General features: G+C 56.7%; 15 protein-coding genes. 7 read left to right on the top strand and 8 right to left on the bottom strand.

Features of this window, described 5'->3' with window-relative positions; translation table 11 throughout:
* Window positions 1-5: 5 nt before the first annotated feature.
* Window positions 6-1,712, bottom strand: coding sequence for a bifunctional ornithine lipid synthase OlsF (olsF, locus tag B6S09_RS13460; RefSeq protein ID WP_094279017.1), 1,707 nt, complete (start codon window positions 1,710-1,712; stop codon window positions 6-8).
* A 93-nt stretch (window positions 1,713-1,805) separates the two neighbouring features.
* On the opposite strand from olsF, the gene B6S09_RS13455 reads away from it, so the two are divergent.
* On the top strand, window positions 1,806-2,732 hold the full coding sequence (locus B6S09_RS13455; protein WP_094279016.1) for a patatin-like phospholipase family protein: 927 nt from the start codon (window positions 1,806-1,808) through the stop codon (window positions 2,730-2,732).
* A gap of 172 nt (window positions 2,733-2,904) precedes the next feature.
* On the top strand, window positions 2,905-4,809 hold the full coding sequence (speA, locus tag B6S09_RS13450; protein ID WP_094279015.1) for a biosynthetic arginine decarboxylase: 1,905 nt from the start codon (window positions 2,905-2,907) through the stop codon (window positions 4,807-4,809).
* A gap of 104 nt (window positions 4,810-4,913) precedes the next feature.
* Here speA and B6S09_RS13445 read toward each other — a convergent pair whose 3' ends face one another.
* The gene (locus B6S09_RS13445) at window positions 4,914-5,093 is read right to left on the bottom strand and encodes a DUF2496 domain-containing protein (protein WP_094279014.1); all 180 of its coding nucleotides are present in this window, start codon (window positions 5,091-5,093) and stop codon (window positions 4,914-4,916) included.
* 251 nt (window positions 5,094-5,344) lie between these two features.
* Between B6S09_RS13445 and psrA the strand changes: the two genes are divergently transcribed.
* From psrA to B6S09_RS13430, 3 genes are read left to right on the top strand one after another with little or no spacing between them, the layout of a single operon-like run.
* Entirely contained in the window at window positions 5,345-5,974 is a 630-nt protein-coding gene (gene psrA, locus B6S09_RS13440; protein ID WP_094279013.1) for a TetR family transcriptional repressor PsrA, read from the top strand.
* Window positions 5,975-6,002: 28 nt separating this feature from the next.
* Complete coding sequence (locus B6S09_RS13435; protein ID WP_208321754.1) at window positions 6,003-8,267, top strand: acyl-CoA dehydrogenase; 2,265 nt, start codon at window positions 6,003-6,005, stop codon at window positions 8,265-8,267.
* Between the two features lie 7 nt (window positions 8,268-8,274).
* Window positions 8,275-8,904, top strand: a complete 630-nt coding sequence (locus B6S09_RS13430) for a bifunctional 4-hydroxy-2-oxoglutarate aldolase/2-dehydro-3-deoxy-phosphogluconate aldolase (protein ID WP_094279111.1) — start codon at window positions 8,275-8,277, stop codon at window positions 8,902-8,904.
* A 58-nt stretch (window positions 8,905-8,962) separates the two neighbouring features.
* Here the strand turns inward: B6S09_RS13430 and pyk are convergent, their stop codons facing one another.
* From pyk to sodB, 4 genes are all read right to left on the bottom strand, one after another.
* Window positions 8,963-10,402, bottom strand: a complete 1,440-nt coding sequence (gene pyk / locus B6S09_RS13425; protein WP_094279011.1) for a pyruvate kinase — start codon at window positions 10,400-10,402, stop codon at window positions 8,963-8,965.
* 539 nt (window positions 10,403-10,941) lie between these two features.
* A complete protein-coding gene (locus tag B6S09_RS13420; protein WP_094279010.1) occupies window positions 10,942-11,793 on the bottom strand; it encodes a MurR/RpiR family transcriptional regulator in 852 nt (283 codons plus the stop codon).
* A gap of 250 nt (window positions 11,794-12,043) precedes the next feature.
* Window positions 12,044-13,357, bottom strand: coding sequence for a 30S ribosomal protein S12 methylthiotransferase RimO (gene rimO / locus B6S09_RS13415; protein ID WP_094279009.1), 1,314 nt, complete (start codon window positions 13,355-13,357; stop codon window positions 12,044-12,046).
* A gap of 132 nt (window positions 13,358-13,489) precedes the next feature.
* Window positions 13,490-14,074 (bottom strand): superoxide dismutase [Fe], encoded by a 585-nt coding sequence (sodB, locus tag B6S09_RS13410; protein WP_094279110.1) that lies wholly within the window; start codon window positions 14,072-14,074, stop codon window positions 13,490-13,492.
* A 253-nt stretch (window positions 14,075-14,327) separates the two neighbouring features.
* Here sodB and B6S09_RS13405 point away from each other — a divergent pair, with 253 nt between their 5' ends.
* Window positions 14,328-14,666, top strand: coding sequence for a Grx4 family monothiol glutaredoxin (locus B6S09_RS13405; RefSeq protein ID WP_094279109.1), 339 nt, complete (start codon window positions 14,328-14,330; stop codon window positions 14,664-14,666).
* 102 nt (window positions 14,667-14,768) lie between these two features.
* Window positions 14,769-15,908 carry an N-methyl-L-tryptophan oxidase gene (gene solA / locus B6S09_RS13400; RefSeq protein WP_243832845.1) on the top strand — a complete coding sequence of 380 codons (1,140 nt, stop codon included), beginning with the start codon at window positions 14,769-14,771 and terminating at the stop codon, window positions 15,906-15,908.
* A 46-nt stretch (window positions 15,909-15,954) separates the two neighbouring features.
* Here solA and aguA read toward each other — a convergent pair whose 3' ends face one another.
* Window positions 15,955-17,025, bottom strand: a complete 1,071-nt coding sequence (aguA, locus tag B6S09_RS13395; protein WP_094279007.1) for an agmatine deiminase — start codon at window positions 17,023-17,025, stop codon at window positions 15,955-15,957.
* Window positions 17,025-17,915 (bottom strand): N-carbamoylputrescine amidase, encoded by an 891-nt coding sequence (gene aguB, locus B6S09_RS13390; protein WP_094279006.1) that lies wholly within the window; start codon window positions 17,913-17,915, stop codon window positions 17,025-17,027. Before aguB ends, aguA begins: the two co-directional genes overlap by 1 nt.
* Between the last annotated feature and the right edge of the window lie 30 nt (window positions 17,916-17,945).

Raw genomic sequence — 17,945 nt, 5'->3', positions numbered from 1 at the left:
GTTGATTATTCTTCTGCATGAGGTGCGATATAACGCCGGTATCGTTCCGGTTTGAGTCGTGCCAGGTCCACCATCACCAGGCCGTCGACGCAATCGGCAAAATCCGGATCCGTACCAAAGTCAATAAACTGTACACCGCCTGGCTCGCACAGCTCGGCATACTGCTTATACAAGGTTGGTATTGCCACTCCCAGGTGATCCAGCCGCTGTTTCAGGTGTTGCAGATCCTGACGGTAGTCATTACCGGTGAATGCGTTCAGCAAATGGTCCGGGCTGGCCGGTAACGGCCGGCGTGAGCGGGCCAGTTTTCCCCGGGCGGGAAAATACAGCCGGTAGAAGGCCACCATCAGGTCCCGGGCGGCCACCGGCAGAGAGGCGCTGAGCGACACCGGACCAAACAGATAGCGATATTGGGGATGGCGGGCCAGAAAGGCACCAATACCGAACCACAGATAATCCAGGCTTCTCCGGCCCTGATAGGCGGGCTGAATAAAGCTGCGACCCAGCTCAATGCCTTGTTCAAGGTAGGGGCTCATGGCCTCATCAAATTCGAACAGCTGCTGGGTGTACAGCCCGTTGGTGCCATGACGCGCCAGCTGTTGGGCTGCAGGAACAAAGCGATAGGCACCGATAACTTCCAGGTCTTGCGGATCCCACAACAACAACTGGTAATAGTCATCATCAAAGGGATCCAGATCCCGGCGTTTACCCGTGCCTTCTCCCACGGCCCGGAATGCCATTTCTCGCAGCCGGCCTATTTCCCTCAGGATCACACAATGTCCCGATGGATCTCTCTGGGCGAGGTAAATGGCTTTACCATCCCGGGTGCTGCCCAGTAACTCGCATTTTTCCACCGCTTTTTTCAGTACCTGACGGGGCTCAGGTGGCGCAATGGCAATCTGGGTTTCAAACAGTCCGCTTTTGCCTTTACCAATATGATAAAGGTGGCTGCGAAACAGCATGGCCAGCCCTTTGTCGCTGACACCACTGCGCCGGCAATGCTGCCATGCCACCGGCCGGCCAATCCGCAGGCTGACCTGACGGTTACGCTGACGAAACATTTCACGCACCAGCAGCACGCCGCTCAGCGGACGATACAACAATGAGCTTAAATAAAAGAAAGTGGAATTACGGCCTTCCAGGTGAATGGGGACGATGTCGGCCCGGGCCCGGATGGCAAAGCGGATGAAGCTGGCGTGCCAGCGGCCATCGCGTATGCCGGTGGCGCCCAGGCGGGAGACCTCGCCGGCAGGAAAGATGATGACCACACCGCCGGTACCCAGATGATGCTGCAGGGCATTGAGCTGGGCCCGGCCGGTTCGGCCTCCCAGGTTGTCTACGGGCAATAACAGCGAGCTGAGCGGCTCTATTCTGGCCAGTAACTGGTTGGCGACAATTCGGGTATCCGGGCGCAGCCGGCATACCAGACGCAGCAGGGCCAGCCCATCCAGAGAGCCGATGGGGTGATTGGCAACGATGACCACAGGGCCGGTGGCCGGTATATGTTCCAGTTCCTGCTCGTGAACCTGCACGTGAAAATGAAAATATTCGAGCACCTGCTCAACAAAATCGAGACCACGCAGATGGGGATATTCGGCGGCGAAATCGATAAAAGCCTGCTCGTGTAACAGGTAACGCAGCACTGCCTTGCAACCGGGCACATGTTGCAGCCGGGGCAAAAACTCGGCGGCCAGGGTGTCTACTGAAAACATGACGGGTTCCTTTTACTGGCAGTTGGCCCAGTGTGAGCAGTGACCATGACGTTCCTGTGGCCTCGCCATGATGATTTGATGACAGGGTTGTCCATGTTCAGACAGCAAATGGAGTTAACGCATCAGGTGCCCGCAGGCGGGACAATGCAGGCGGGCAAGATTGCATTGGTTTGCGAGGGCGGCGGCCAGCGGGGGATTTTCACTGCCGGGGTGCTGGATGCCTTTATGGCCGAGTCCTTTGATCCTTTCCGGCTGTTTATCGGCTCCTCGGCCGGTGCCCAGAACTTATCCAGCTTTGTCTGTCACAGCCGGGGCTATGCCCGGGAAGTGATCACCGGCTACACTACCCGTTCCGATTTTTTTCGCCCTCTGCGTTTTGCCCGGGGCGGCGATCTGGTGGATCTGGACTGGTATTTTGAGGTGTTACGCTATGAGTTGCCGCTGGATATTCACGGGGGACGCCGGCGTCTGGGCGAGCGGGAGCTGCTGTTTTGCAGCACCCGGGCGCGGGATCACCGGGCACACTATTTCCATCCCGGCAGTGCCGACTGGCTACTGGGGCTGAAGGCATCCAGTGCCATTCCGCTGTTTTATCGGAAAGGGGTGGAATGGCAGGGAGAGCGTTACCTGGACGGGGGTGTCGCGGATGCGATTCCGGTGCGTGAAGCCTGGTTGCGGGGAGCCAGTGTGCTGGTGGTGATCCGTACTCAGCCCGCAGCTCAGCACATGAACCTGAGCTGGTTGCGCCGGCTGGAAGCCCTGGCCGGCAAGGAGCGGATCGGCGAGCTGCTGGCCATTGTAAGGGCACACCAGCGATGCTGTTATGATGCCTGTCGTTTTATGGCGCAGCCACCGGCCTCGGTGAAAATATTTGAAATCGCGCCACCGGCTCCGCTGCACAGCTGGGTACTGGGCTCTGGCCGGGTACAACTGGACCAGGATTACCAGCTGGGAGTGCACTGCGGGCAGGCGTTTTTGCTGGAACATGGTGAGCGTCTGACACAATGGGCGTCTTGCTGATGATATTTACTGTTGATCCCCGCTGGTCAGCCGGGACCGGCGGTTGTAAACTCGCGGCCCCGGTTTTTTATGATGGCCATTACTGGCAAACTGTTAAACCGATTCATACTCGTACCGGGCCCATCGGGGCCCGGATTTCCTGTGACCCTGAACAAAAAAGGGGACAAAGAGCATGGCTGAATGGTCCGCAAACGATGCGCTGAAGGTGTATAACCTGCCTTACTGGGGCGCCGGTTTTTTTCATCTTGACGAGCAGGGGCGTGTATATGTCACGCCCGATAAAACCAGGCCGGACGCCAAAGTCGTGCTGGCCGATGTGGTGGAGCAACTGAAGGAAGAAGGCTATGCCGCACCGGTGTTGCTGCGTTTTCCGGACATTATTAAAAGTCGCATTGATGCGTTGTTCCACGCCTTTAATGGTGCTATCGAAGATTATGGCTATGAAGGCGATTATCTGACCGTTTATCCCATCAAGGTAAACCAGCAGCGGGGCGTCCTGGATGCCGTGACCAAAGCCTACAAAGACAAGCCCCGGCTGGGGCTGGAAGCCGGCTCCAAGCCCGAGCTGCTGGCGGTACTGGCGCATACGCACGAAACCGAATCGGTGATTGTGTGCAACGGCTATAAAGACAAGGAATATGTACGGCTGGCCCTGCTGGGCATCAAGATGGGCCATCAGGTATACATTGTCATTGAAAAACTGTCCGAGCTGGCGCTGGTGATGGAAGAAGCGGCCAAACTCAAGGTCTCGCCACGGCTGGGCGTGCGTGCGCGGCTGGCGTCCCAGGGGGCGGGCAAGTGGCAGTCAAGCGGTGGCGAAAAATCCAAGTTCGGCCTCAGTGCCACTCAGGTGCTGAGCCTGGTCAACCAGCTGAAAGAAGCCGGCTGTATTGACTGGCTGCAATTGCTGCACTTTCACCTGGGTTCACAAATCGCCAATATCCGGGATATTCAGAAGGGCATCCGTGAGTGTGGCCGTTTCTATGCGGAACTGCGCCGGCTCGACGTGCCGGTGAATATTGTAGACGTGGGCGGTGGACTGGGCGTGGATTATGAAGGCACCCGCTCTCAAAGCTATTGCTCTGCCAACTATAACCTGCGCGAATACGCCAATAATGTGGTGTGGGGCATTGGTAATGTGTGTCGTGAATATGATCTGCCTCATCCGCGTATTATCAGCGAATCTGGCCGGGCCATTACCGCGCATCATGCCCTGCTGGTGGCCAACGTCATCAGTATTGAATCGCCGCAGGCCAGCCATCCGGTGGAGCTTGCCGATGATGCCCCGTTCCTGCTCAGGAACATGTGGGAAACCTGGGAAGATCTGTGCCGGGAAGATCCGCCGCTGCTGGAAATCTACCACGACACGGTGGCCGAGCTGGCCGACGTACACGGGCAGTACAGCATGGGCATGATGACGCTGGAAGATCGAGCCTGGGCGGAAGAAGTGCACCTGAATATTTGTCTGGGCATCAAGCAGAAGCTGGATCCGGTGAACCGGGCGCACCGGCCGATTATGGATGAGCTGAACGAAAAGCTGGCGGACAAATGTTTTGTTAACTTTTCGCTGTTTCAGTCGCTACCCGATGCCTGGGGGATTGACCAGATCTTTCCGGTGCTGCCCCTCGATGGCCTGGATCGGGCACCGGCACGGCGGGCGGTGATCCTGGACATCACCTGTGATTCCGATGGTGCCATCGATCAGTATGTTGACGGCCAGGGAGTGGAAACCACCTTGCCGATGCCGGAGTTTGTACCCGGGCAGGCTCAGTATCTGGGCTTTTTCCTGGTGGGGGCCTATCAGGAAATTCTGGGCGATATGCACAATCTCTTCGGTGATACGCACAGTGCGGAAGTGGTGCTGGATGAAGATGGCACCCCGCGCATCACCAATATCAAGGAAGGCAGCAATGTGGCCGAGCTGCTGCGTTATGTGGACATCGATCCGACCGTGATCAATGCACAGTATGAGCTGCAGGCCAGTCATCCGGATCTTGATGAAGAAACCCGAGCCCTGTTGCTGAAAGAACTTTCCGCCGGGCTGGAAGGTTATGCCTACCTGGAGGATGAGCTCTGAGTCGGGATCTGAGTCCCGATGAGCAAGGGCGAGCCGGTGGTATGGCTGTGACGCTGATGGCGCACGTCTAACCCCGCCGGTTAGCTAAGTCAGGGCCGCGAAGTTCAGTCTTCGTGGCCCTTTTTTATGTTATCCGTTGGCTGAGTGGCCAGTTTGCGCTCGAAATCCCGGGTCACGATGGCCAGTGCGGCCAGGGCCTGCTCGGGTGGTATGTTGTTGGCTTCCAGCAGCTCGATCAGATCGACGGCCAGCTGTATATGGGCGGGAGCATCTTTCAGGCTCATGGTGGCAGTACCCCGGGAACAAAAGCCCAGAGTGTATCCGAAAAATGGCAGACAAAAAAACGCCCAGCAATGGGCTGGGCAAAGACTTAGTGCTTAATTGCAGTGGCACTATGTATGAACCCCTGCCAGCGAAAAGGTTCCTGCTTTTTTCAGAAATTGAATAAAAAACATTCAGCTCCGTCCATCCCTTGACAGCTGACGCCATCAAACATAGATTTTAAACAGTTGTTTAAAACTCAGCGAGGTGTCCGGTGGCGCAACACAATACCAAGCAGAAAATACTGGATGCTGCCGAGGTGCTGTTTGCCGGGCAGGGCTTTAACGACACCTCCCTCCGGCAGATCACCAGTGCGGCGGATGTGAACCTGGCATCGGTCAACTACCATTTCGGATCGCGGAAAGACTTGATTAAGGCGGTGATGGACCGTTATCTGGGGCTGTTTATGCCAGAAGTGAACCAGGCTCTGAAACAATTACTGGCACAACCCGAGATCAACGTAAAGCAGGTATTTGAATGCTTCGTGGGGCCCTTGATGGGGCTGAAACGAGTACGCCGGCGCGGGCCGGAAATCTTTCTGCAGTTGCTGGGAGGGGGCTATATGGATAACCAGGGGTTTTTACGCTGGTTTATCGTCAATCACTACGGTGAGGTATTAACCAACTTTTCCCGTTGCATCCGGCGGGCGGCTCCCGGGCTGCCGTCTGCCGAGCTGTTCTGGCGACTGCACTTTACGCTGGGCACCGTAGTCTTCACCATGGCATCCAGTGATGCCTTAAGAGACATCGCCCGTAACGATTTTAATGAAGACATTGACGTGGAAGGCCTGGTGCACAAGGTCATCCCTTATCTGGCTGGCGGCATGGAAGCCCGCAACGATTGACGCAACCAGAGAGGTTGAGGAGGTCATAATGAGTTTACGCAAAAAATGGATCAGTACGCCGGCGTTCAAAATCTTTAAAAAGGTGTTACCGCCGCTGTCGGCAACGGAGCGTGAAGCCATGGAAGCCGGCTCGGTCTGGTGGGACGGCGAACTGTTCAGTGGCCGTCCCGACTGGTCAATGCTGTTGTCTTACGGCCCGTCATCGCTCAGTGAGCGGGAGCAGTCGTTTCTTGATAATGAGGTGGAAACCCTGCTGGCCATGCTGGATGACTACAAGATTGTCAGCGAAGAGCGGGAACTGCCCGGCCCGGTATGGGACTATCTGCGTCAGCATGGTTTCTTCTCGCTGATCATTCCCGAGTCTTATGGCGGGCGGGCATTTTCGGCCTTCGCCAATTCGACCATAGTGGCCCGCATTGCCAGTCGCAGTACCAGCGCCTCTGTGACCGTGATGGTGCCCAACTCACTGGGTCCGGGGGAACTGCTCACCCATTATGGTACCGATGCGCAGAAAGAGCGCTGGTTACCGGGCCTGGCTGATGGCACCGAAATTCCCTGTTTTGCGCTGACCGGTCCTGAAGCCGGCTCCGATGCCGGTGCCATTCCCGATACCGGCGTGGTGTGCATGGGGGAATATCAGGGCGAACAGGTGCTGGGTCTGCGTCTTAACTGGGATAAACGCTATATTACCCTGGCTCCCCGGGCGACAGTGCTGGGGCTGGCCTTTAAACTGTATGATCCCGATGGCCTGCTGGGTGATAACACCGAGCCCGGTATTACCTGTGCCTTGATCCCCACATCGCATCCGGGGGTAGAAACCGGCGACCGGCATTTGCCCATGGGACTGGCGTTTCTGAACGGCACCACCCGCGGCAAGGATGTGTTTATTCCCATTGACTGGATCATCGGTGGTCCCGACTATGCCGGACGTGGCTGGCGCATGCTGGTTGAATGCCTGTCGGCGGGGCGGGGGATCTCTCTGCCGGCCCTGGGGGCAGCCAGTGGCCACCTGGCCACACTCAGTACCAGTGCCTATTCGGTAGTGCGCAAACAGTTTGGCTTGTCCATTGGTCATTTTGAAGGGGTACAGGAAGCCCTGGCCCGTATCGGCGGCCTGACCTATCAATTGGAAGCGACCCGACGGCTGACCACCCGGGCGCTGGATCTGGATCAAAGCCCGGCTATTGTGACTGCCATTTCCAAATATCATATGACGGAAATGGCACGGACGGTGATGAACGATGCCATGGATGTACATGCCGGCAAGGCCATTCAGATGGGGCCGAAAAACTACCTGGCCCACAATTACATGGGCATGCCCATTGCCATTACCGTGGAAGGGGCCAACATTCTGACCCGTAATCTGATGATCTTTGGTCAGGGTGCCATCCGCTGCCATCCTTATGTGCTCAAGGAAATGGAAACCGCTGCCAACCCGGATCCACAGGCGGGACTGGCAGAATTTGACCGTCTGCTGTTCCGCCATATGGGGTTTGCGACCGGCAATGCGCTGGGGGCACTGTGGCAGGGGCTGACCGGTGCCCGTTTCAGCGGCTCGCCGGTATCCGGTGAAACCGCGGTTTACTTTCGCCAACTGGGTCGCATGAGCCGGGCGCTGGCCTTGTGTGCTGATGTGTCGATGCTGATGCTGGGTGGCAACCTCAAACGCAAAGAAATGCTGTCGGCGCGGCTGGGGGATGTACTGAGTCATTTGTACCTTGCCAGTGCCACGCTCAAATATTTTGAAGATAACGGCCGGCCGGCGGAAGAGCTGCCTTTTGTGCATTATGCCGTGAGCCGTAATCTGCATCTGATCGGTGATGCGCTCAGTGGATTTTTACAGAATTTCCCCAACCGGAGCGTGGCGTTTGCCCTGAAGGCACTGATCTTCCCTCTGGGTAATCGTTACCGTATGCCGGCAGACCACCATGTTCATGCCATTTGCCGGCAATTGATGACGCCGGGAGGGGTACGTGACCGGTTGTCTGCCCTGTGTTACCGGCCACCGGCCGGTGAGCCCGGACTGGGTGAGCTGGAAGCAGCCTTTGAAGCCATGGTCGCGGTGTCAGAGCTGGATAAGAAAATTGCCCGGGCTCAAAAAGACGGTATTGTTCCCCGTAAGCTGGGTCTGGCCGACTTGCTGGAGCAGGCTCAGAATGCCAAGGTGATCAGCAGCGCGGAGGCACAGCAACTGCAAGAGGCCGATCAGCTTCGCCGCCGCGCCATTGCGGTAGACAGTTTTGCTCCCGGCGTATTAAGCCGGCAACAGGTGAAAAGAGAAAATGCAGCCTGACAAGATGATGGAGGCGCTGACCGAGCGTATCGGCAGTCTGAAAATACTGCCATTGATCACCCTTGAGCGGGCAGAAGACATTCTGCCCCTGGGGCGTATTCTTGCCGGTAACGACCTGCCGGCGGCAGAAATTGCCTTTCGTACGCCGGCGGCTGCCGGAGCGATAGCACTGTTGCGCCGGGATCAGCCCGATATGTTAATCGGTGCCGGTACCGTGCTGAACCGGCAGCAGGTTCAGGCGGCAAAAGAGGCCGGTGCCGATTTTATTGTGTCACCGGGCTTTAATGCCAACACCGTCCGGAGCTGCCGTGAGCTGGGCATCCCCATTATTCCCGGTGTTAACAATGCCAGTACCATTGAGGCTGCACTGGAAATGGGCCTGACAACCCTCAAATTTTTTCCTGCCGGGCCCTCGGGTGGTGTGGCCATGATCAAAGCCTTGCTCGGGCCTTTCGCTCAGCTCAGGCTTCTGCCCACCGGCGGCATTCATGCCGGTAATCTGATGGAGTACCTGGCTGTGCCGGGGGTACTGGCCTGTGGTGGTTCCTGGCTGGCAGACACTCAGCTGATCGCCGCAGGGCGGTGGGATGACATTTCCCGCCAGATCCGGGAAGCCGTGGCACTGACGGGACAATAACAACGAAAAAGGCCGGGAAACGCCCGGCCTTTTGCTGTATGTGCCAGCAGTTCAGGGCTTATTCGACGGTCAGGATCTTGCAAGTATTGGTACTGCCCACCACTTCCATCATGTCGCCATGGGTCAGCAGCACCAGATCGCCGCTGCTGACATGACCGGAGGCTTTCAGTACGGCCAGGGCATCGCGGCAGATCTCGGAAATGTTTTTGCTGTCGTCGGTCTTGAAGTAAACCGGTGTGACCCCACGGAACAGGTTGGCCCAGGACAAGGTTTTTTCTTCCTGGGAAAGGGCAAAAATGGGCAGGCCGGAGCTGATGCGTGACAGCAACAGCGGAGTGGTGCCCGAGTGGGTCAGAGCCACAATGGCCTTTACACCCTGCAGATGGTTGGCGGCATACATGGTGGACATGGCCACAGTTTCTTCCACCGAGGTGAACGTAAAGTTCATACGGTGATTGGACACATTGATGCTGGGGTGTTTTTCGGCGCCCAGACATACTTCGGCCATGGCCTTGACGGTCTCAACCGGAAAATCACCGGCGGCCGTTTCTGCCGAAAGCATCACGGCATCGGTGCCGTCGAGTACCGCATTCGCCACGTCCATGACTTCGGCCCGGGTAGGCAGCGGCGCGCTGATCATCGATTCCATCATCTGGGTGGCGGTGATCACGATACGGTTCAGGCGACGACTGGTGCGGATCAGTTTTTTCTGAACACCAACCAGCTCGGGGTCGCCGATTTCCACACCCAAGTCACCGCGGGCTACCATCACCGCATCGGATGCCAGCACCACGTCTTCCATCGCCGCATCGGTGGCCACGGCTTCGGCACGCTCTACCTTGGCCACCAGTTTGGCATTGCTGCCGGCGGCACGGGCCAGTTCACGGGCGATGCGCATGTCTTCGCCGGTACGGGGGAAAGACACGGCCAGGTAATCCACGCCGATCTTGGCGGCGGTTTTGATGTCTTCCTTGTCTTTCTCGGTCAGGGCCGGGGCGGACAGGCCGCCGCCTTTCTTGTTGATACCTTTATTATTGGACAGCGGGCCGGCCACGGTGACTTCGGTCAGCACCTTGTTGCCATCCACGTCTTCTACGCGCAGTTGTACCCGGCCATCATCCAGCAGCAGAATGTCACCGCTTTTCACGTCTTTGGGCAGTTCTTTATAATCAATGCCCACGCTTTGCTGGTTGCCTTCTCCTTTGGGCAGGTCAGCGTCCAGGATAAACTTATCGCCGATATTGAGCTGAATTTTGCCGTCTTTAAACGTGGATACACGAATTTTGGGGCCCTGCAAATCACCCAGAATGGCGACATGCTTGCCCAGTTTTCTGGCAATTTCCCGTACTTGATTGGCACGGTTCATATGATCTTCCGGGGTACCGTGGGAAAAGTTCATGCGAACCACGTTGGCACCGGCAGCGATAATCCCTTCGAGATTATTGTCGCGATCGGTTGCAGGACCCAGAGTGGTAACAATCTTGGTACGTCTTAACATGAGAGACTCCAACTGGAAGAAAGAATGAATACGACGGGTAAAACAAAATTGTGCATCAGAGCGGATGAACCCGGCTGTGAAAAAATCCGGAATATGTCGGTAGTGGCAGAGGAAACAGCTGCATCCTGAGCCGAAATTGGCGATTTATGGTAAGGCCACGGCATGCTCACAGTCCGACGCTTCATCCTTGGTTTATGAAATTGTTATCGATGATAACTGAAGTGGCAGAAAAAGTGTAGACGGGATCACAAAAATGCCGTGCTTTTCACGCTGTGTTGATCCGTGTCAATGTTTGAATGAGGGAAAATGCTTGTATTGTTTCAGTACAATGACAAGTTAATGATATATATAGAAAATAATGATTAATTATAGTTGGCAGGAGCTGGTTGGCCGTACTGAATGAATCCCGCTGAACAAAAAAGTGTGTGCATTTTAAGCAGGAAATTGCTCTGACATATGGTTAACATTTTCACGCTAAGTTAACATTTTCGGGGCGTCCGCGTCCGGAGCCTGTGCCGGACACGGACGCTGAACAAGACTCAACTATGAGGGTTGTCGAAACGGGAGTTCTTGATGCCTTCCTTGACTTTTTTCAGGTTCTCGCGGAAACGGGCACCCCGGCGCAGAATAAAGCCGGTGGCGAGTACATCGATCAGTACCATCTGGGTCAGACGCGAGGCCATGGGCAAATACACATCGGTGTCTTCCGGTACGTCCATCGACAGGACGACATTGCACTCGCGCGCCAGGGGAGAATCTTTGGCGGTTAAGCCGATGACCACGGCGTCGTTCTGGCGGGCCAGTTGAGCGACTTCTACCAGCGCCTTGGTACGGCCGGTGTGGGAGATAAGCACGACCACGTCGCCTTCCGAGCTGGCAATGCAGCTCATGCGCATCATCACCACATCGTCAAAGCACAATACCGGAACATTGAAGCGAAAGAACTTGTTCATGGCGTCGTGGGCCACGGCGGATGAGGCACCCAGCCCAAAGAAAGACAGCTTGCGGGCCTGGGTAAGAATATCGACGCAGCGATTGACGCCCTGCGGATCCAGACTCTGACGGGCGGAATCGAGGCAGGCCATGCTGGACTCAAAAATTTTGGCGGTGTAAGACTCGGGGCCGTCGTCTTCTTCTACATGCCGGTTTACATAGGGAGTGCCGTTGGCCAGGCTCTGGGCAAGGTGCAGCTTAAAATCGGGAAATCCCTTGGTATCGAGGCGGCGGCAAAAGCGGTTGACCGTGGGCTCACTCACATCGGCCAGTTTGGCCAGTGCGGCAATGCTGGAATGAATGGCCGTCTGCGGTGAAGCCAGAATAACTTCGGCGACCTTACGTTCGGACTTGCTGAAACTATCGAGATGTTTGGTAACTTTTTCCAAGGTATTCATCTGAACTTCCGGCTCAGTGAAGCGGGGAGTACCCGCCGGAATGATACAAAATAACGGGAGCCACTATACAGGACAAGTGGTGGGCACGAGAGCCCTGATATACCAAAGTATTACAAATTCGGGAAAAAAGCAGTCAGGTGATGAAAAATAAACCAATAAAACTGTAGTTAAACAACAAATGAAATGAATGAACGACAGGCGAAAACAAAAAAGCCCCGTTACCGGGGCTGAATACTGTGGGTAGCGTGGCTCAGGCCAGCTCGGCCCACAGATCATATTCGTCGGAGTGAGTGACGGTCACACTGACCATGTCTCCGGGCTTGAGTCCGGTTTCACCGTTCAGATACACCATGCCGTCGATTTCCGGCGCATCGGCGCTGGAGCGGCCAATGGCACCTTCTTCATCCACTTCGTCGATCAGCACCTTGATGGTTTTGCCCACCTTTTGCGCCAGGCGACGGGTGGAAATTTGCTGCTGCAGTGCCATAAAGCGCTCATAGCGCTCCTGCTTGATGTCTTCCGGCACCGGATCTGCCAGCTCGTTGGCACGGGCACCTTCCACCGGGCTGTAGGTAAAGCAACCCACGCGGTCCAGTTCGGCCTGCTCGATAAAGTCGAGCAACATCTGAAAGTCTTCTTCGGTTTCACCGGGAAAACCGACGATAAAGGTGGAACGGATGGTCAGCTCGGGGCAGATTTCCCGCCAGCGGCGAATGCGCTCCAGCGTACGCTCTACGGCACCGGGGCGTTTCATCAGCTTGAGAATACGCGGGCTGGCGTGTTGCAGCGGAATATCCAGGTAAGGCAGGATTTTACCGTCGCGCATCAGCGGAATCAGGTCGTCCACGTGCGGGTAGGGATACACATAGTGCAGGCGCACCCAAACGCCCATTTTACCCAGCTCTTCACACAGGGCCTGAATGTGGGTTTTTACCGGAGTGCCGCTGGCAAAGCCAGTCTTGTGCTTTACATCCACGCCATAGGCGGAAGTATCCTGGGAGATCACCAGCAGTTCTTTCACGCCGGCATCCGCCAGACGACCGGCTTCGGCCAGTACATCGCCGATAGGACGGCTGTCCAGATCACCACGCATGGACGGAATAATACAGAAAGTGCACTTGTGGTTGCAGCCTTCCGAAATCTTCAGGTAGGCGTAATGCTTGGGGGTCAGTTTGACGCCTTGCTCGGGCACCAGATTGACAAAGGGGTTGTATTCGGGGCGAGGCACATACCGATGAACATGCTCCAGTACCTGCTCATAGGAATGAGGGCCGGTAATTTCCAGCACCTTGGGGTGGACTTCGCGAATTTGATCTTCCTTGGCACCCAGGCAGCCGGTCACGATGACCTTGCCGTTTTCGTTCAGGGCCTCGCCGATGGCTTCCAGAGATTCCTGAACGGCACTGTCGATAAAGCCGCAAGTATTGACGATCACCATATCGGCATCATCGTAGGAAGGCACGACCTCATAACCTTCAATACGCAACTGGGTCAGAATACGCTCGGAGTCGACCAGGTTTTTCGGGCAACCGAGAGACACAAAGCCGATACGGGGAACAGACATACTCACTAGAAAGAACTCACTCTGAAGAACGAACACAAGAAAGGGCGCATTTTACACCCAGGCGGGCTGATTAAAAAACCCCCAATAACAAAAACACCCCGGCAGGCCGGGGTGTTTTCCTGACAGAAAAACTTACTTGGAGAAGTTTTCTGCTACGAAGTCCCAGTTAACCAGGGCCCAGAAGGCTTTAACATAGTCAGGACGCACGTTACGGTAATCGATATAGTAGGCGTGCTCCCAGACGTCACAGGTCAGCAGCGGAGTCAGACCGGCTTCGGTCAGCGGGCAGCCGGCGTTGGAAGTGTTAACCAGACCAACGGTACCGTCAGCTTTTTTCACCAGCCAGGTCCAGCCGGAGCCGAAGTTGGTGACGGCAGACTTGGTGAACTCTTCTTTGAAGGCGTCGAAAGAGCCGAAAGCGGCCTTGATGGCATCGGCCAGGGCACCGGTAGGCTCGCCGCCACCGTTAGGGGACAGGCAATGCCAGTAGAAGGTGTGGTTCCATACCTGAGCGGCGTTGTTGAATACACCACCGGTAGAGGTTTTGATGATCTCTTCCAGAGACTTGCCTTCGAACTCGGTACCCGGAACCAGGTTGTTCAGGTTAACCACGTAGGTGTTGTGGTGCTTGCCATAGTGGTATTCCAGGGTTTCCTGAGAGATATGCGGCTCCAGGGCGTTCTTGGCATAAGGCAGTGCGGGAAGTTCAAAAGCCATTTTAAATTCTCCATTATTATGCGCCGGCTGAACCGGCGAAGACATTGCTGCTTCTTCTTTGGTGACAGTGACGACTGATCCAGCATAGCCGCACACCGCTAAATTGCTGAATAGATTGTAACAGTTTGCGCGCGGGCTAAACAACAACAGCTTTTGTACGGATAACCGGGATAGTAATTTATGGGCTGCGGCCCTTGAGACCGGCAAGGGATGAAGTAGAATGGAACCTTTATCACTCCTGTCCGAGGTGGTCATGGACACCATTGAAAAGATCAAAACCCAAATCAGTGAAAATCCCATCCTGCTGTATATGAAGGGATCTCCCAAATTTCCCAGCTGCGGTTTTTCCGCTCAGGCATCTCAGGCGCTGATGAATTGTGGCGAACCTTTTGCCTATGTCGATATTCTGCAAAATCCGGAAATTCGCGCCGAACTTCCCAAATATGCCAACTGGCCGACTTTCCCCCAGCTGTGGGTGGACGGTGAGCTTATCGGTGGTTGTGACATCATTATCGAGATGTTCCAGCAGGGTGAGTTACAGACCCTGATCAAGGACACCGCCGCCAAGCATCCCAAGCCTGAGCAGGCATGATGCTTCTAACGGCAGCCAGAGGCTGCCGTTTTTTTACCTTTCAACGAGTGATGCAGGAGCCAGGAAACCCTCTGGCCGCTCCTGTTCTGTGGCGAAGGCCAGATGATGACGGATGCTGACATTCTTATTATTGGTGCCGGCTCGGTGGGGATGGCTGCGGGGTATTACGCAGCCCGCCGGGGAGCCCGGGTACTTCTGATCGACGAGGGGAGTCCTCCCCATGCGTTGGGTTCTCACCACGGCAGCACCCGTCTGACCCGTACCGCTTATGGTGAGGGGGCGGTTTATATTCCGCTGTTGTTACGGGCCAGAACTCTGTGGGCCGAGCTGGAGCAACTGAGCGGAGAGCCGTTGTTTGAGCCCTGCGGTGTGCTCAATCTGGGCGAGGCCGACAGCCCCTTCCTTGCTCAGGTGGAGCGCAGTGCCGCTGACTATAAACTGGCACTGGAGACGGAAAATGCGGCTGGCATTGAAGCTCGCTGGCCGGGCTGGCGAGTCCCTGCCGGCTTTGTGGGCGGTTTTGAGCCTGACGCCGGTGTGCTTTATTGCGAACGGGCACTAAGTGCCTGGCATCGCCTCGGGGCCGGCCATGGCGCCTGTTTGCTGGGCGGGCGCATCGTCACCGGCTTGCGGGCGTTTTCCGGCGGGGTGGAGGCGGAGCTGGCCGATGGTGCCCGGCTGACCGCGGCCCGGGTGCTGGTTTGTGCCGGTCAGAGGGTGGCCCCCCTGATGGCGTCACTCGGGCTGGCCCTGCCGTTACAGCGGGTGCGAAAAACCTTTGCCTGGTACCGCGCTGAATCCGGCCGTTACGGGCCTGCGGCGTTTCCCGGTTTTTCCGCTGATCTGGCTGATGCCATCTATTACGGCTTTCCTGCCCTGAACGGAGAAGGGCTCAAGCTGGGGCGGCACGATGCCGGCCAGCCACTGGCACCCGGAGAGCCGCTGCTGCCTTTTGGTGGTTGTGCCGAGGACAGGGCTGAGCTGGATGCCTTCGTGCGTCGTTTCCTGCCGGGAGTGGGGGAGTGTCTGGAGGGCAAAGTCTGCCATTATATTCGGACACCGGACGAGCATTTTCTGCTGGACAGGCATCCCGAGTTTGAACAGGTATTTTATGCCAGCGCCTGTTCCGGGCATGGCTTCAAGTTTGCCGGGGTACTGGGCGAGGTCTTTGCCCACTGGATGCTCGACGGTGAGCCGGGCTTTGATCTGAGCCACTTTGCACTCAGCCGTTTCGGTGCATAAAAAAGCCGGGGTCGGTGAACCCCGGCTTTAAATACGTCAACGGTGTTTATACCGCCGGGATCTGCTGGGTAATGCAGTGAATATTACCACCGCCGAGCAGGATTTCCCGTGCCGGTATACCTACCACCTCCAGCTCCGGAAAGATGGATTCCAGCCGGGCTTTTGCTTCGTCATCGGTACGCGGATCCAGCAGCGGAAACAGCAGCCGGCCGTTGCTGATCAAAAAGTTCACGTAAGAAGCTGCCAGCCGCTCGCCCGCCGGGCGCGGCACGCCGCTGCCGGTGGCGATGCCGGCGGCTTCTTCCTCGCTGATGTGCAGCGGGCCGGGCTGGGGAAGCAGCCATACCTTGAGCTTGCGGCCCTTGGCATCGGTAGCCGAGCTTAATACCTCAAAAGCGGCCTGAGAGCGCACATACTGCGGATCCTGCGGATCTTCACAGCTGTGCAAAATAACTTCGCCCGGGCGGGCGAAACAGGCCATGTTGTCGATATGACCGTCGGTTTCATCCATGTATACCCCTTCATCCAGCCAGATAAAGGTGCTGACTCCCAGGGTGTCGCGCAGGTGCTGTTCAATCTCTGACTGATTAAGGTGCGGGTTGCGGTTGGCATTGAGCAGGCACTCTCTGGTGGTCAGCAGGGTGCCTTCGCCGTCCACATGAATTGAGCCGCCTTCCAGTACCAGAGGGCTTTCTACTGCCGCTATCCGATGTTGGGCCAGCATGGCCTGGGCCATGGCCTGATCCTGATCCCAGGGTGCGTAGAGCCCGCCCTGTTCGCCGCCCCAGGCGTTAAATCGCCAGTCGATGCCCTTGATGTTGCCCTCGTCGTTGATGACCACGGTGGGGCCAGTGTCCCGGGCCCAGGCGTCGTCACTTTCTATCTCCACCAGGGTCACGGCCGCTGGCATGGTCGCCCGGGCCTTGTCCATGTCGGCCGCCGGCACCGCCATAAACACCGGAGTCACCGCCGAGATGGCATCGGCCAGTCGTGCGAAGGTGGCCTGAGCCTGAGCTCCGTTTTCCCGCCAGTTGTCGGGGCGATGGGGCCAGATCATCCACACCGCCTGCTGGGGAGCCCACTCGGCGGGCATATAAAAGCCCTTGAGTGCGTCCATCAGCGACCTCCGCTCTGCTTGCCGTCGGAGGTCAGCAGGGTCTGGTACATGGCCGGGCGGCGATCCCGGAACAGGCCCCAGCTGTGACGGGTCTTGGCGACGGCATCCAGATCAAAGCTGTGTACCAGTACGCACTCGCTGGTTTTGTCGGCCTGTTGCACCAGCTCGCCGAAATGGTCGGCGATAAAGGAAGAACCGTAAAAGGTAGTTTCCAGGTTGTCTTCGTATTTGCTCTGCTCGGTACCGATGCGGTTGGAAGCGATCACCGGAACCAGGTTGGCGGCGGCATGGCCCTGCTGGGTGCGGGTCCAGTGGGGCTGACTGTTAATGGTCGGATCCTGCGGCTCGGTACCGATGGCGGTAGGGAAGAAGATCAGCTCTGCCCCCATCAGTGCCAGGCTGCGGGCGGTTTCCGGGAACCATTGATCCCAGCAGATGCCCACGCCGATTTTGGCATAGCGGGTCTGCCACACCTTGAAGCCGGTATCGCCGGGAGTAAAAAATTGTTTTTCCTGATAGCCGGGGCCATTGGGAATATGGGTTTTGCGATACAGATCCAGCACGGCACCATCGGCGTCGATCACTACCAGAGAGTTGTAATAGGCGTTGCCGGCGCGTTCAAAGAAGCTGAGCGGCAGCACCACTTCCAGCTCTTTGGCCAGGGCCTGAAAATGGGTGATAAGCGGACTGTTGTCTACTTCCTGGGCCAGAGCAAAGTGCTCCGGGCTCTGATCGATGCAGAAATAGGGGGCTTCAAAAAGCTCCTGGATCAAAATGATCTGGGCTCCCTGGCCAGCGGCCTGGCGCACCAGCTTTTCGGCGCGGGCGATATTTTCATCTCTGTTCCAGCTGCAGGCCATCTGGGTGGCGGCCACGGTTACTATTGCCATGGGAAAGCTCCTTGCATGAGGTCAAAAGGC

The sequence above is a fragment of the Oceanimonas baumannii genome (genome assembly GCF_002245495.1).
In the GTDB taxonomy this organism is placed as follows: Bacteria; Pseudomonadota; Gammaproteobacteria; order Enterobacterales; family Aeromonadaceae; genus Oceanimonas; species Oceanimonas baumannii.
The sequence above is the reverse complement of the archived record's forward strand: the minus strand, read 5'-3'. Positions and strand labels throughout refer to the sequence as shown.

Excerpts from the sequence above, each read along its gene's own strand:
- speA (WP_094279015.1), top strand. The coding sequence starts at position 2,905 with ATGGCTGAATGGTCCGCAAACGATGCGCTGAAGGTGTATAACCTGCCT.
- olsF (WP_094279017.1), bottom strand. The coding sequence starts at position 1,712 with ATGTTTTCAGTAGACACCCTGGCCGCCGAGTTTTTGCCCCGGCTGCAA.
- rimO (WP_094279009.1), bottom strand. The coding sequence starts at position 13,357 with ATGTCTGTTCCCCGTATCGGCTTTGTGTCTCTCGGTTGCCCGAAAAAC.
- aguB (WP_094279006.1), bottom strand. The coding sequence starts at position 17,915 with ATGGCAATAGTAACCGTGGCCGCCACCCAGATGGCCTGCAGCTGGAAC.
- B6S09_RS13445 (WP_094279014.1), bottom strand. The coding sequence starts at position 5,093 with ATGAGCCTGAAAGATGCTCCCGCCCATATACAGCTGGCCGTCGATCTG.
- B6S09_RS13435 (WP_208321754.1), top strand. The coding sequence starts at position 6,003 with ATGAGTTTACGCAAAAAATGGATCAGTACGCCGGCGTTCAAAATCTTT.
- aguA (WP_094279007.1), bottom strand. The coding sequence starts at position 17,025 with ATGGACGCACTCAAGGGCTTTTATATGCCCGCCGAGTGGGCTCCCCAG.
- B6S09_RS13405 (WP_094279109.1), top strand. The coding sequence starts at position 14,328 with ATGGACACCATTGAAAAGATCAAAACCCAAATCAGTGAAAATCCCATC.
- solA (WP_243832845.1), top strand. The coding sequence starts at position 14,769 with ATGATGACGGATGCTGACATTCTTATTATTGGTGCCGGCTCGGTGGGG.
- pyk (WP_094279011.1), bottom strand. The coding sequence starts at position 10,402 with ATGTTAAGACGTACCAAGATTGTTACCACTCTGGGTCCTGCAACCGAT.
- B6S09_RS13430 (WP_094279111.1), top strand. The coding sequence starts at position 8,275 with ATGGAGGCGCTGACCGAGCGTATCGGCAGTCTGAAAATACTGCCATTG.
- B6S09_RS13455 (WP_094279016.1), top strand. The coding sequence starts at position 1,806 with ATGTTCAGACAGCAAATGGAGTTAACGCATCAGGTGCCCGCAGGCGGG.
- B6S09_RS13420 (WP_094279010.1), bottom strand. The coding sequence starts at position 11,793 with ATGAATACCTTGGAAAAAGTTACCAAACATCTCGATAGTTTCAGCAAG.
- sodB (WP_094279110.1), bottom strand. The coding sequence starts at position 14,074 with ATGGCTTTTGAACTTCCCGCACTGCCTTATGCCAAGAACGCCCTGGAG.